This is a genomic window from Mesorhizobium sp. LNJC394B00 (genome assembly GCF_000502555.1).
Classification (GTDB): Bacteria; Pseudomonadota; Alphaproteobacteria; order Rhizobiales; family Rhizobiaceae; genus Mesorhizobium.
This window is the reverse complement of sequence record NZ_AYWH01000001.1, coordinates 478562-492331: the sequence shown is the minus strand read 5'-3', so window position 1 is coordinate 492331 and position 13770 is coordinate 478562. Positions and strand designations below refer to the sequence as shown.

General features: G+C 63.9%; 14 protein-coding genes. 3 read left to right on the top strand and 11 right to left on the bottom strand.

The genetic code is table 11. The features are described 5' to 3' along the window. The first annotated feature begins 60 nt into the window (after positions 1-60). A complete protein-coding gene (locus X751_RS161095) occupies positions 61-1227 on the top strand; it encodes an amidohydrolase (RefSeq protein ID WP_023743773.1) in 1167 nt (388 codons plus the stop codon). 12 nt (positions 1228-1239) lie between these two features. On the opposite strand, the gene X751_RS161100 is transcribed toward X751_RS161095, so the two are convergent. Further along, complete coding sequence (locus X751_RS161100; RefSeq protein WP_023743772.1) at positions 1240-2157, bottom strand: fatty acid desaturase family protein; 918 nt, start codon at positions 2155-2157, stop codon at positions 1240-1242. Positions 2158-2244: 87 nt separating this feature from the next. Between X751_RS161100 and X751_RS161105 the strand changes: the two genes are divergently transcribed. Further along, positions 2245-3144, top strand: coding sequence for a LysR substrate-binding domain-containing protein (locus tag X751_RS161105; protein ID WP_023743771.1), 900 nt, complete (start codon positions 2245-2247; stop codon positions 3142-3144). A 13-nt stretch (positions 3145-3157) separates the two neighbouring features. On the opposite strand, the gene X751_RS161110 is transcribed toward X751_RS161105, so the two are convergent. The 8 genes from X751_RS161110 to X751_RS161145 all read right to left on the bottom strand — a co-directional run bounded on the left by X751_RS161110 (position 3158) and on the right by X751_RS161145 (position 11165). Further along, positions 3158-3430, bottom strand: coding sequence for a DUF3303 family protein (locus X751_RS161110; protein WP_023670254.1), 273 nt, complete (start codon positions 3428-3430; stop codon positions 3158-3160). A 38-nt stretch (positions 3431-3468) separates the two neighbouring features. Further along, entirely contained in the window at positions 3469-4929 is a 1461-nt protein-coding gene (locus X751_RS161115) for a RimK family protein (protein ID WP_023743770.1), read from the bottom strand. 5 nt (positions 4930-4934) lie between these two features. Beyond that, entirely contained in the window at positions 4935-6032 is a 1098-nt protein-coding gene (locus X751_RS161120) for a peptidase C39 family protein (RefSeq protein WP_023692865.1), read from the bottom strand. A 159-nt stretch (positions 6033-6191) separates the two neighbouring features. Further along, positions 6192-6983 carry an anti-sigma factor gene (locus X751_RS161125; protein WP_023687291.1) on the bottom strand — a complete coding sequence of 264 codons (792 nt, stop codon included), beginning with the start codon at positions 6981-6983 and terminating at the stop codon, positions 6192-6194. Then, on the bottom strand, positions 6980-7498 hold the full coding sequence (locus X751_RS161130) for a sigma-70 family RNA polymerase sigma factor (protein WP_023743769.1): 519 nt from the start codon (positions 7496-7498) through the stop codon (positions 6980-6982). Before X751_RS161130 ends, X751_RS161125 begins: the two co-directional genes overlap by 4 nt. Before the next feature lie 162 nt (positions 7499-7660). Next, complete coding sequence (locus tag X751_RS161135) at positions 7661-8077, bottom strand: type II toxin-antitoxin system VapC family toxin (RefSeq protein WP_023692861.1); 417 nt, start codon at positions 8075-8077, stop codon at positions 7661-7663. Beyond that, positions 8077-8319 carry a type II toxin-antitoxin system VapB family antitoxin gene (locus X751_RS161140; protein WP_023670248.1) on the bottom strand — a complete coding sequence of 81 codons (243 nt, stop codon included), beginning with the start codon at positions 8317-8319 and terminating at the stop codon, positions 8077-8079. The genes X751_RS161135 and X751_RS161140 overlap by 1 nt, the downstream gene beginning before the upstream one ends. A 47-nt stretch (positions 8320-8366) precedes the next feature. Continuing rightward, positions 8367-11165 carry a DUF2339 domain-containing protein gene (locus X751_RS161145; protein ID WP_023743768.1) on the bottom strand — a complete coding sequence of 933 codons (2799 nt, stop codon included), beginning with the start codon at positions 11163-11165 and terminating at the stop codon, positions 8367-8369. Between the two features lie 247 nt (positions 11166-11412). Between X751_RS161145 and X751_RS161150 the strand changes: the two genes are divergently transcribed. Next, positions 11413-11877, top strand: coding sequence for an NUDIX domain-containing protein (locus X751_RS161150; protein ID WP_023670246.1), 465 nt, complete (start codon positions 11413-11415; stop codon positions 11875-11877). Between the two features lie 101 nt (positions 11878-11978). Here the strand turns inward: X751_RS161150 and recO are convergent, their stop codons facing one another. Further along, positions 11979-12770 carry a DNA repair protein RecO gene (recO, locus tag X751_RS161155; RefSeq protein WP_023743767.1) on the bottom strand — a complete coding sequence of 264 codons (792 nt, stop codon included), beginning with the start codon at positions 12768-12770 and terminating at the stop codon, positions 11979-11981. A gap of 102 nt (positions 12771-12872) precedes the next feature. Further along, positions 12873-13766: an aminoglycoside phosphotransferase family protein gene (locus X751_RS161160; protein WP_023743766.1), complete on the bottom strand. Its 894-nt coding sequence runs from the start codon at positions 13764-13766 to the stop codon at positions 12873-12875. Positions 13767-13770 lie beyond the last annotated feature (4 nt).

Sequence of the window (13770 nt, the reverse complement as noted above, 5' to 3'; positions counted from 1 at the left end):
AATCCTTTACGTGCTGGCATCGACAAGGCCGAATTTACGATAGCCGGCAAGGAGAGCGCAATGCTGCACAACGACCCCATCGCCGCCCTCACCCCGCAGGTGGTGGAATGGCGGCGTCACATCCACGCCAACCCCGAACTCGGTTTCCAAGAGTATGAGACCGCGCGCTTCGTCGCCGACAAGCTGCGCACCTTCGGGCTCGACGAGGTTCATGAAGGCAAAGGCGGCACCGGCGTGGTTGGCGTCCTCAGAGGACGACCAGGCGTGCGCGCCATCGGGCTTCGGGCTGAACTCGATGCCTTGCCCGTGCTGGAGAAGACAGGATTGCCATATGCGTCGAAGAAAGACGGCGTGATGCATGCCTGCGGCCACGACGGGCACATCGCGATGCTGCTCGGCGCCGCCAAGCTGCTCGCCGACAACAGAGCCTTCGACGGCACCGTCTGTTTCATCTTCCAGCCGGCGGAAGAAAATGAAGGCGGCGCCATGCGGATGATCGAGGACGGACTGTTCGAGCGCTTCCCCGTGGAAGCCGTCTACGCCGTCCACAACTGGCCGGGGCTGCCGCTCGGAAAGATCGCGGCCCGTGCCGGGTCGATGATGGCGGCCGTCGACACTTTCGAACTGAACTTTGAGGGGACCGGCGCGCATGCCGCCATGCCGCAGCTAGGCGACGATCCCGTGCTCGCGGCCGGCGCCTTCGTTCAAGCCGTGCAGCGCATCGTCAGCCGTTCGGTCGACCCGCAAATGGCGCTGGTCGTTTCGATCACCCAGATCCATGGCGGCAATGTCGGCAACATCGTGCCGGGCAAGGTCTGGCTGCAGGGAACCTGCCGCTTCTTCGAGCCAACTTTGTCGGACCATTGCGAAAGGCTGATCGGCGACATCGCGCAAGGCATTGCCTCGGCGCATGCACTCACCGCCAAGCTCGCCTACAAGAAAGGCTACCCGCCGCTGGTCAACACGTCGGCTGCCACTGACCGGGCCGTCCAGGCGGCAACCGCGGTTGTCGGCCGCGAGCAGGTCGAGACCGCATTCAACCCGAGCCTCGGCTGCGAGGATTTTGCCTACATGGTCCGCGAAGCCGGCGGCTGCTATGCCTGGGTCGGCGCAGGAGCGGTCAGACTGGGCGAAGGGCTGCACGGCGATCGCTATGTCTTCAACGACGCCATCGTCCCCACCGTGCTCCGCTATTTCGTCACGCTCGCTGAGCAGACGCTACGCTGACGGCCGAGCGCCTCAGCGCAAGGTCTCGACGTATTTCTCGTGGAAGCTGACATAGCCGGGTTCGACGACTTTGAGATGGCGCTCGATCAGCTGGTGGAAGGCCGGCAGCTGATGGAAGGGCACGCCGGGATTGGCGTGGTGCTCGGCGTGATACGGCATGTTCCAGGCGACTTTGCGCACCAGCCAGTTGGTCAGCGTGGTGCGGGTGTTTTCCAGCATGTTGGCGACAAGCGGGCAGCGGCCATGCTCGGCCAGCAGATAGAGCCTGAGGAAGGGCTGGCCGAGCAGCGCCGGCACGATCCAGACATAGAGCAGTACACTTGCCTCGAACCACAGGGCTAGCGCGGCGACCACGACATAGAAAGCGATCATGGCGCGGGCTTCAGTGCGCACCTTGGGCAGGCCTTTCGGCGGCACGTAGCTGTCGTGGCAGCCTCCAATCGCGTTGGTGTAGAGTGTCTGCAAATGCCCCCACCACACCGGCAGGCCCGAGACGTGGACGATGTATTGCCGCATCGTCTCCGGTTTCGGGAAGGCGAGTTCCGGATCGTTCTCGGGATCCTGGGTGAAACGGTGATGGGCGAAGTGGAAATAGCGAAACCAGTCGGCGGGCAGCGCGATCGCCAGGCTGCAGACCCTTGCGGCGGCATCGTTGAGCCACTGCGTCTCGAACGCCGTCCTGTGCACCGTCTCATGCAGCAGCGTGAACAGGAAGACGATAAGAATGCCTTGCGGCAACATCAACAGCGGCCAGTACGACACCTTGGCCGCAATCAGCCCGCCGATAGCCACAATCGCGCCGAGATGGAAGGCGAGTTGGACCAGACCCGGCCCGTCCGACTTGCCGGTCAGGCGGCTGCGCTGCTCATTGGTCAGGAACGCGATGACGTCGCGATGGTCTCTGGGTTCAAACTGGGCCGATACGGTCATGGCGCCAAGCTACTCGAATAAGAAAGCTTTCGAAAGACGAGGATTTCTGCGACACAGATAAGCTGACCTTACCTATCGGATCACCCAATGACCGCGCTTCCTTCCCTGAGAGGACTTCAAGCCTTCGAGGCGGCGGCGCGCTCGGGGAGTTTCGCCGCAGCGGCGGATGAGCTCTCGATCTCGGCGGCTGCGGTCAGCCAGCTCATTCGCACCGTCGAGGAGCAGATGGGTCGAAAACTGTTCCATCGCGTCAACCGCCGCGTGGTGCTGACGGAAGCCGGCGTCGAGATGCTGCCCCGGCTGACCCTGGCTTTTCGGGAGATCGGCAGCATCGCGCGTGGCAGCGATGCCTTCCGCCCGCGGCTTGTCGTATCGGTGCCGCCGTCCATGGCGATGGGCTGGCTTTCCGAACGCCTCGCCGGCTTTGTCGCCAGCCACGGCGCCGTCGACATATCCCTGCGCGGCGATGACGATCCGGTGCCGTTCGACCGCGAACTGATCGACATCCGGCTGTCCTTCGGCCCGCACTATCGTGAACACCCGAGCGAGGAGATCGTCAGGGACGCCGTCTACCCCGTCTGCGCGCCAGAACTCACCGCCAAAACCGACAGCCTCGCCGGCCTGCCACTGATTCACACCGACTGGGGACCGACCGGCGCGTCGTTTCCGTCTTGGCGCACCTGGTTCGAGGCGGCGGGCATAGAGCCCGGCCGCGCAGTGCAGCGCGGACTGTCGGCGAACTCGTCGCGGGCAGCGCTCGACCTTGCCATTTCAGGGCTGGGCGCGGCGCTGGCGCAAGGCATTTATTGCGCCTGGGCGCTGGAAGAGGGCCGTTTGGTCCGGGCTAATGCCCTATCGATCGCGCTGCGTCAGCCATATTGCCTGACGATCCCGGAACGCAGTGCAAGGCGCGACCTGGTGGCGGCGTTTCGCAATTGGCTGATTGAGGAATGCCGGCGGTCGGTGGGTTCGCCGGTGCTCGGCTGATGGCCCGAGCTGCTCAGAGATGGCCGGCCAGTGCGGCGACCATGTCCTTGTTCGTCGCCACGGGAATGATCTCGAACTCCACCAGGTCAGACCATTCGATGACCCAGCGCTGCAGCAGCGTGACGTCATCGGCCTCGACCAGCAGGAAGCAGCGGCTCATATCAGCCGCGATCCAGGAGTGGTGCACGACGAGCGCGTCCGGCTTCAATCTGCCGCGCTCGCCGAAACGGCGGTAGATCTCCTTGCGGTCGCAGCCGGTGAAATCCTCGATGACGATGAACTGCATTTTTCCCCCTCGGTTGAATTGCCGCCCGGGACGGCAAACTAACGCCCGGGACGGTCCAGCCGCTCCAGGAACCATTGCGTCAGCCGCACCCAGACTTCGTCCTTTTCGCCGGAATCCTCCCAGCCATGGTCGAGGTTCGGGTTGTCGTTGACCTCGATGACGAAGACGCCATCCTTGGTTTCCTTGAGATCGACGCCGTAAAGCCCGTCGCCGATGCAGCGCGCCGCCTTCACCGCGGTGTCGACGACATGCGGCGGCGTCTCTTTCAGCGTGAAGGTCTTGATGCCGCCCTGGTCGGGCTTGCCGCTGGCCTTGTGGTTGACGATCTGCCAGTGTTTTTTCGCCATCAGATAATGCACGGCAAACAGCGGCTGCCCGCCGAGCACGCCGACGCGCCAGTCATATTCGGTCGGGATGAATTTCTGCGCGATCAGGAGATCGGAATCCTCCAGCCACTCGGTGGCGAGCGTCTTCAGTTCTTCGAAGTTGCCGCATTTCTTGACGCCGCGCGAGAACGATGAATCCGGGATCTTCAGCACCAGCGGAAAGCCCAGCGTCTGCGCCGCCAGTTCGAGGTCCGAGGTGCCGGCTATCATCACCGTCGGCGGCACCGGCACCTTGTTGTAGGCCATCAGTTCGTTGAGATAGACTTTGTTGGTGCAGCGGATCATCGACAGCGGGTCGTCTATCACCGGCATGCCTTCCTGCTGGGCGCGGCGCGCGAAGCGGTAGGTGTGGTTTGAGATCGAGGTGGTCTCGCGGATGAACAGCGCGTCGTAATTGGCGAGCTTGGCCAGGTCCTTCCTGGTGATCGGCTCGATTTCGACGCCCATCTTTTCGGCGATCTTGGCCCAGTAACGCAGCGAGGAAATCTCCGACGGCGGCAGTTCCTCATGCGGATCGACCAGCGTGGCGAAGGTGTAGCGTGCCGGCGTGCGGCCCTTGGTGTCGCGCCACTCGCGGTTGGTGTACGTCTCGAGCGCCTGCACGAAGAGGGCTTNCTCCTCGGCCATCCTGGCCAGCGGCAGGAAGCCGATCTTGCGGATCGAAGCCCATTCGGCGCTGTCCTTGATGTGAACCTCAAGCGCCGGAGCGCGGAACCAGTCGAACAACAGCTTGGCGAAGCGGTCCCAGACCTTCGACGGTCCGATGCCGAAGAAGATGCAGATTTTTTGCGGGAATACGCCACCGAGATCCTTGCGACATTTGTTGAGCGCCAGCTCCAGTTCCGGCAGCGCGTGCTCGTAGAGCTTGCGCTCGGACAGGTCGATCATCGTCTCGACCGTCGGGATGACCTTGTGGCCGCGCGAACCGGCGAGCAGAGAGGCATAATAGCCGCGGCTCTGGTAGGCGTAATTGTTCGACAGGTTGATGACCTTCGGCTGCTGGCCGCGAAACAGCGCCGGATGCGCAAGATAGTCACGGTTGGTGATGATCTTGTGCGGCGTCGCCGCCGGGTCGAGATCGTTCTGACGGCCGGTGAGGATGACCCAGGTCATTGTTATCAGCGTTTCCCAAGAGTGATGGCAGCACGCAGTCCGTCGCGGCCGAATTGCGCCATGTTCATGAAGATGCCGTGCGGCACGGGAATGTTGGCGGCATCGAGGATGGTCTCCTGTCTTTCGTCCTCGACCCAGGGATCGTGGATCAGGATGTGGTCGCCATCGTCGCCGATAGCCAGCACCCAATGCGGCACCTTCTTGCCGAACATCAGGAAGCCGCTGATCAGCACCAGCACCAGTTTTCCCTGAGCCAGGGCGCCGCGGATATCGTCGATGGTGAATGGACGGTAATTCACCGGGATGCCGTAAAGTTCCGCGCGGCGGCGAAAGTCCACCTGGGCAAGTTCCATCACCCGGCGCTTGTCGTCGCTGCGCACCGATTGCAAGAACAGCGCGCCATAGAAGGACACGAAGATTTCCGCCGCAAGCCCGCTTTCGTAGCCGGAAACCGCAAGGCCGAAGGGCTCGCAGCCGCCTGGGCCGGACATCATGAACACGGTCGTTGCCTCGCGCCATAGGCGGATTTCCATGACCGGATCGGGCACGAAGCCGGAATCGAAATTGGCCATCGCCATCATCAGGCAGCATGGACCGCAGGTGAACTCGCAGGTCTGCTGGTAGAATGGGACTTTGGTGGCGACCGGAATATCGCCGCGCAAGGTCTTTTCGTAGCGCAGCGCGGTGGCGCCATCCTCGTAATAGTGAGGCTCGCGACCGATCTTGCGGTAGCCGCTCTGCTCATAGATGCCAATGGCGCGAAGATTGTCCTCGCGCACTTCGAGACGCAACATCATGCGGTCGTGCTCGAAGGCAGCTTCTTCGGCCGCTGCAAGCAGCATGCGGCCAATGCCGCGGCCGCTGAAAAACGGGCTGGTGGCAAGCGAATAGAGCCGGGCGACGCCGCTGCCCTTGCGAAACAGCACGATGGCGTAGCCGGCGACACGACCATCGCTTTCGGCGACCAGCATCTCGGCTGTCTCGCGTTCGATCAACAAGCGGAAGGAGCGCCGGGAAATGCGGTCACTGGAAAAGACCGCCTTCTCGATGGCGGCGAGGTCATCGACGTCGGACGCGCGGGCCTTGCGAATCTCGGCAGGCATGCGGGTTTGGAAAACCTCGATTGGGTGGAGGAAAAGACCGCAGTCAAAAACGTCGCAAACATCAGCCGAAACGCCGATATCCATCAAGCGCTATCGCACTTCGAATAGGGCCGAATTGTGACACTTTCTACCCCGGCGCATTCCCGAAACGGAATGCGCTTAACTGGCGATACCAGCCAGAAGCTGACCGTAGGCCCGCTTGGCGACCGCAGCCAGTTGCTCGCGCGGCAGCGAGCCGACGACGGCGCAGGCATAGCCCTTGTCCAGCCAGTAGACCGCCTCGGGGCCGTCGGCGTCCGCCATGTAGGTGCCCTTGGACTTGGCTGAGGAATCAGCGGTAACGAACAAGGAGATGCGCTGACCCTTGGCGTCCTCGTAAAGCAGCATCGCTGCCTTGCCCTGGCCGGCGGGCAGCAGCCGGCCGCCAACCAGCTGGAAGCCTTCCGCCACCAGATCCGGCGCCACCAGTTTCAGGCCGACGCGGTTGGACAGCCAGGTCTGCAGGTGATCCTTGTCGCTTGCCGGCACTTCCACCGCATGGCGCTGTTCGGCGGCATAGATGACATGGGCGGCGATCGCCTCTTCGGCCAGTTGGTCATCGGCGCCATCTTCCCTGCCGATGCCGTCGATGCCGGCAAAATAGCCGCCAAGACCGCCGATGACGAGCACTGCGGCCGCCGCGGCCGCAAGCCACCAGCGCGACTGCCGCGCCGCCGCTTTGGTCGCGCCTTCACCGCTAACGATCTGCTTGAACAGCACCGGCACGGGCTCGTCGAGCACACCGGCAAAGGCGGCGCGCAACGCGGCGCGGTCGGCGGTGTAGCGGGCGCTTTTCGCCTTCATTTCGGGATTGGCGTCGATCCAGGCGTCGTAGGCGGCGCGCTCGTCGCCCGGCAGCTCGCCGTCGAGAGCCATGTGGATATCGCGTTCGGAAAAATCGCGGCGGGTCATTTCTCGACGATCCTTATCGAGCGGCGGCGCGCCGTGTCATCGAGCAGGCTGCGCAGCTCCTCGCGTCCGCGCGCTATGCGCGACATCAGCGTGCCGGCGGGCACGCCGAGAATGTTGGCGGCTTCGGCATAGGAAAACCCTTCGATGGCGACCATGACGAGAGCGGCGCGACGGTCGGGGCTGATCGCGTGCAATGCGTCGATGATCTCGCGCGAGGCGGCGTTCTCCGCCTGTTCGGCGGGGACTGCCTGCGCCTCGTTTGCGTCAAGCGGCAGGATCGCTGCCTCACCGCGCCGGTTCACCTTGCGCATCTGATCGATGAACAAATGATGCATGATCGTAAACAGCCACCTCCGGGGGCTTTCTCCCGTCTGCCAGCTTTCAAGCCGCAAGAGCGCTCGTTCGAGGCAATCCTGGACGAGATCGTCAGCGGATTCGCGGTCGCGCAGAAGCGAGCGTGCGTAGCGGCGCAGGCGCGGTATTTCGCCAAGGATTGCTGCCTTCTTTTCGTCCATGACCGCTGGTTCTGAGGTCGCCCTTGTTTAACCCGATTGAACGCGCCTTCCCGGCGCGGCGCAAGCGGCCAGCGCGAAGCGGTCTGCCGCCCCGGTAACCCAAGCAGTGAGATAACGAGTTGATCGGCTAAATTATTCCCCGCAATCAACAAAAGGGCCGAATTATCCTAAATCGGTCAGTGCGAAATCATGGCCTTTGTACAGCAGTGGAAGATCGCGGCTTTTCGCGCAGGCGTAAGCAAAACAGTCCCCGAGATTCAGATCCGCCTTGTGGCCAACGGCTTTGCCGTAACGGGCGCTCGCGTCAATGGCCCGAGAGCCGATGTTGTCGTCAATGGCCAGACTCTCTCCCATGATCTCCACAATGAACTCATCGATCAGATCGCGGGCATGGAGAAGGGCTTCAGCGCTGGGTCTGCGCGGGCCGGCGCCGGCCCTTGCCAATGCCTGTGTTGCTTCGAAGTGAACCAACGGAGAAACCCAGACCTGCCCGGAAAAACCGGATAGCTGCTTCAGCAATTCCTCCCACCCAGGTTCCTGGTTGAGAATGGCGACGATCACCGACGCGTCGACAAACATCAGTCTTCCCACATCTCGTCGGTGAACTTCTTCATATCGAAATCGGGATTGGGCAGGCCAAGCTTCCTGGCCCTGTCCTGAAGACTGGCGATCCGATCGCGCAGCGGCACCTTCGCCCGATTGCGCTCAAGTTCGTGTACGAGCGCGACCCGCACCGCCTCCGTTTTGCTCGGAGCGTTCGTCTCGCGTTGCAATCTGCTGGCCAGCGCATCCACTTCGTCGTCGCGGATATAGAGCGGCATCGAATATCCTCCGTTGGATATTCATATATTCCATCTCGTATATCACTTCAAGTTGCAGCGTTGGCCTCCCTCGCCGCCCGCGTCAGCAGCCGCTGGTAGAACAGGCCGATGCCGATCAGCACGGCGCCAAGACCGATGAAGGACAGCGCCCTGAGCACGCCTTCCAGTTCCGACATGTCGAACAGGAAGACTTTTACCACGGCAATCGCGATCAGCGCCGCCGAGGCAATGCGCAGCACCTGCGACTTCAGCCAGACGCCGGCGGTCAGCAGCACGACGCCGATGATCAGCCAGAGCGCCGAATAGGTGTAGGTCTCAAGCTGCCCGAGGCCGCTCCACAGGCCGATGAACTCGCCCTTGAACACGCGCCTGACCGACAGTGTGGCGTAGGCGAAGACAAGCAATGCCGCCACTACCGCCAGCATCTGCGCATACCATGGCGGCCGCTTGTCCCTGGCATAGAGCGCCAGCCCGCCGGCGGCTATGGCCGGCAACAGGTAAGCCAGGAACAAGAGGTTGAACACCGGGATCTGGCCGGTCGATTCGTCGGTGAACAGCGGATTGAGCACCAGGAAATGCTGGAGGACGATGAAGGCGACCGAGAGCACGCCGGCGGCCATCGAGCCGTAGCGCAGCAGAGAGCTTGGCGAGCGCATGTCGATGGCCACCAGTATCGCGCCGGCACCGATGGCGATCAGCGTATAGATCGCCTGTTCGGCGAGCGTCACCGGGCCGGTGTCGATGACGCCGCCATGCATGGCGTGGCGCACCAGCATGGCGACGGTGAGCAGCGCAAACAGGGCTGCACCCGCCTCCATCGCTAGGCGCGGCCGGCCATTGCCAGTTGTTGGTAGTGCGGGGGTGGTACGCGCGAGTTGCCAGGCGGCAAAGCCGAAGGCCAGCGCCGGCACGCCGTATCCCGGCAGCAGCCAGTTGAACACCGGCGTCGTCGTCAGGAACTCGGCGCCGACGATGGTCGGATCGAAGGCGACGAGGCCGAGCACGGCGACGACCGCGCCGACCGAAATCCAGCCCAGCACGGGATAAGAACGCCAACGCGTCGCCAGCGCCGGCACGATGGCGGCAACGCCGGCAAGAATGGTCGTCCAGCCGGATCCGAAGGCCATGTGCAGCATCAGCAGGCCGGCCAGAGCCGAGCCGCAAAGCGCGAAGGAGACGGCAATGTCGCCCTTGAGCGGCGGCTGTTCGGCGCGCGCGATCCATTCGCCACCGGCAGCGAAGACAACAACCAGAAGGGCAGCTATCGCTGCGTAGACAAGGTCGCGGTCGAGATTGCCGTAGGCAAGCCACAGCGTCAGCAGAATAAGCAGCGGCGCAGCGACGCCCCATGCCGCCCAGCATGCCGCGCGGACCCGTGCTGAGGCGGCGAAGCGGCGTGCGGCCCAGAAGCCGGCGCCGATGAAAACCAGGCCGAGGGCAATGCCGATGCGCAGCGTCAACGGATTTCCGGCCGCCACCGGCATGCCGTCAAAGCCGATATTCCCCTGGGTTATGTCGGAGCCGATGGTGGTGGGCGGAATGATGCCGAGATGGATCATCACGCTCACCACGCCGGCGGCATGCAGCAGCGGCAGCGCGCGCGGCCGGTAGAGTGCGGTGGCGACAAGGGCGACGAGGACGAAGGCGCCCGGCAAGGCGCCACCGGCGGCGACCAGCGTCGTGTCGACGGACAGGCCTAGCGCTGAAAACGCAACGAAAACGCCAGGCACGATTGAGGGCCAGTCGAAGCCCGCCTTTGCAGGTTCCGCTTCGCCGCCACGACTGCCCAGCCAAACAAAGGCAAGCACCGCCAGCGTCACCGCGTCGATGAACAGGACGACGGCAAGGTCGGCGAACCGGATGACGGCAAGGTCGGCGACGAGCGTACTCATCATGTAGGCGATGGTCCAGGCGCCGGTGCCGAAGAAGGCGGCCGCAATCAGGAATTTCCAGTCGCGAATGCGGGCGATCACGGCTGTGGCGGCAAGCACGATCGCCAGGTAGACGAACAGCGCCCATGGGTTGGGCGCCTGCGAGGACACCAGCGCCGGCGTCGCCATCGAGCCGACAAGGCCGATGCCGGCCAGGGCCTGACCGTGGACGAGAGCGGCGACAATGGTCGCTACGCCGATGGCGCCGAGCACGGCGAAAGCGAAGGCCGGGCCGACGAAACCGTAAATGGCGTGCGCGGCATAGAGCGTACCGAACAGAATGAAGGCGCCGGCAGCCGTCAGGATCGCCGGAATATAGGCGCCTGCAGCCCCTTGCACCGGCACCTTGAAGCCGGTGCGGCGGATGAACTCGCCGCCGCCGATCAGCACCAGGCCGAGCAGCGCCGCCAGGGACAGCCGCACTTCGGGGCCGAAAATGCCGGCCTCGATGGTGTAGCGGATCAGGAAAAGGCCGCCCAAAGCCAATGCGACGCCGCCGACCCAGACCGCCCAACGGGTGCCGAGCGCCGTTTCGACCTCGGACTGGCGGGCTGCCTTCGCCGTGGCGGCAGGCGCGGATCCGGTGAATGCCGCCCTGGCCGCGGCTGACAGTTCTGGCACGGCCTCGCTGGTGGCCGCATCGGCTTCGGCGGCCGGTGCCTGGGCATGTGCCGCGTCTGCTGTTGTTGGCGAAGCTATGTCGGCAACTGGTGCGCTAGCGTGAGCGGCATCCGCCGGTGCGCTTGCAGCCTGCTCGGCCGGTTTGGCAACGGGCGGTGTCGCATGCACTCCGGACAGAACCAGGCTGCGCAGCGCTCCGAGCTCGCGCTCGATCAGACTGACGCGGCCCTGCTGGCGCAAGACGAGGACAAAAAGCACGATAACGACGACGGCGCCAATCAGGCTTTCAAACATGGCGGTTCCCCCAAACCAGGCCAGTTTTCACTGACAATTGCGGCGGCCACACGGCCACCCCAGACGGCTATTCAAGTCACGCCACCGCAATGGTGGCCGAAAAGAAGTTATCGAGCATGTTTCGTCGGCAAATTCCAGCGGCCTACGGTCTTTATCCTCACTCATCATCTGAGATAGCCAGGAATGGCATGCCGCCGCCACTTGCCCAGGAGCCATGCTATCCTCGGATGAACTACGAGGAAATCGAATGCCGAAACGAAGTGCAGGGCTGCTGATCCACCGGACAAGGGCCGGCATTCTCGAATTTCTGCTCGTCCATCCCGGCGGCCCGTTCTGGGCAAGGAAGGATGAAGGCGCTTGGTCGATCCCCAAGGGCCTCGTCGAGGACAATGAAGATGAGTTGGCCGCCGCCCGGCGCGAGGCCGGGGAAGAACTCGGAGTCAGCATCGATGGCGATTTCGAACCTGTCGGCAGCTATCGGCAAGCCGGCGGCAAGATCGTCATCGCCTGGAGTGTCGAAGCCGATTTCGATCCCGATGCCGTTAAAAGCAACATGTTCACGATGGAATGGCCGCCCAGGTCAGGCGTGACGAGGGAATTTCCCGAAATCGACAGGGCCGGCTGGTTTTCCTTCGCCGAGGCCAGCCTCAAGATCCTCGGCGGTCAGCGCGCCATCCTCGATGATTTCATGGAGCATCGCAAAGCCGGCTGAGGCTCTTGCCCTACGAGTACCCCCACCCTAACCCTCCCCACAAGGGGGAGGGAATGCTGCCGCATGCAGCTTTTGGTGTGAACCTGGACGGTTTGCGGAGGTCAGCACCCACCGAGTCTCCCTCCCCCTTCTGGCGCAGCGTCTGCCGTAAGGGCGGCCTTGCCGCCCGAATGATGCTTGCGCAAGGCGGCGAGGAAGCCGGCACGGGCATCGGGCTGTTCGATGCCGCGCGGCTCGTAGACATGGCGGGTGAAAAAGAAACCGGTCAGATGGAAGGCGTCCTCGAGTGCCGCGTGGTCCGCCCGCAAGCCGGAGCCGCGCCGCAGGAAGGCCGGCAGCGCCAGCATCTTGTCGCGCCACGGCGCACCGGCGGCTCGCGACACGGCACGGCCGGATTTCGGCGAGACATAGGCCAGATCCTGCCTGGCGCCGGTCGCCGCGCATTGGCTGAGATCGAGGCCGAAGCCGAGTCCGTCGAGGATGAGCAGTTCGAAGCGCGCCACCAGTTCCCCGGCGGCATCCGAATCGTCCAGATGGGCGATCATCACGGCAAGCGTCTCATACAGGCCGCCATGGGCGTCGCGCTCCGGCAGGAGCCTGAGATGCGCGGCCATGGTCTGCAGGCCGTAGACGGCGACTGCGCTGTCCATCAACCGGGCGGCATTCATCTCGATCGCCTCGGCCTGGAAGGTGCCGAGATGCTCGTCGAGGCGTGCCCGCCACAAAAGGTCGACGCGGTTGCCGGGCTGCAGCACCGGCTGCTGCTTGCGCGAGCGCCCGCCGCGCACCAGGCCGAGATGGCGGCCATGCGCACGCGTCATTACCTCGAGAATGGCGCTGGTTTCGCCATGCTTGCGGGTGCCGAGTATGATTCCCTCGTCGCGCCATTCCATGGCAGGAGCTTGTCACCGGTTGCGTGGCAAAATCAAGATTTTGGCGCGCCGCGTGCGATCTGTGCTGACATTGGATCCCCGCACATCGTCGAAAGGCTCTGATCACGCGAATTCCCGGTGATCGGCCAGGACGTCGTCGATGACGCGGCGCGATCGCTCGGCTTCGGCTTGGTTGGCGTCGTGTCCGGCAACCGTGATCAGCGCCTTCCACAGCGTCCAGCCGCGGCCGCGCGCCCAGGTCGCTTCATCGACGTCGATGGCGGCGCGGAACGCCTCCCGGCTCTCGCCCTGGAAGAACGTCCAGGCGATCGCCAGGTCGCAGGATGGATCGCCGATGCCTGAGGTGCCGAAGTCGATGATGGCGCTCAAACGGCCGTTTTGGACCAGAAGGTTGCCCCAGGCGACGTCGCCGTGAAACCAGACGGGCGACCCTTGCCAGGTGGCGGCAAGGGCCGCATCCCAGACAGCGGTGGCCGCCTGGGTGTCGATCTGCCCCTCCAGCGCCTGGAGTGCTTCCCTTGTCTGGTTGTCATACACGCTTGGCGATCCGCCGCGGAAGAAATTGTGCTGGCCCGCGGGCGGCCCGCCCGCCGGATCGATCCGCCGGAGCGCAATGAGGAACTTGGCCAGATCGACCGCGAACTGTGGGCGATCGGCGATTTCGGCGGTCTTGGCTGTTTCGCCGCCGATCCAGCGGTAGACGGACCATTGCCAGGGGTAGCCGTCCCCGGGCTCGCCCATCGCCAGTGGAACCGGGATCGGCAGCGGCAGAAGCGGCGCCAGCCTGGGCAGCCAGCGGTGCTCTTTTTCGACCTGCAAGGCATATGGTGCGGCACTCGGCAGCCGCACAGTCATATCATTGCCGAGGTGGAAGGTTCGGTTGTCCCAGCCGCCAAACGCCACCGGCCTCACGGGCAGATGCCGCCATTGCGGAAACTGCGCGTTGACCAGCCGGCGCACGAGATCGGTATCGATGGTCGGTTTTGGATCAGGCATGTCA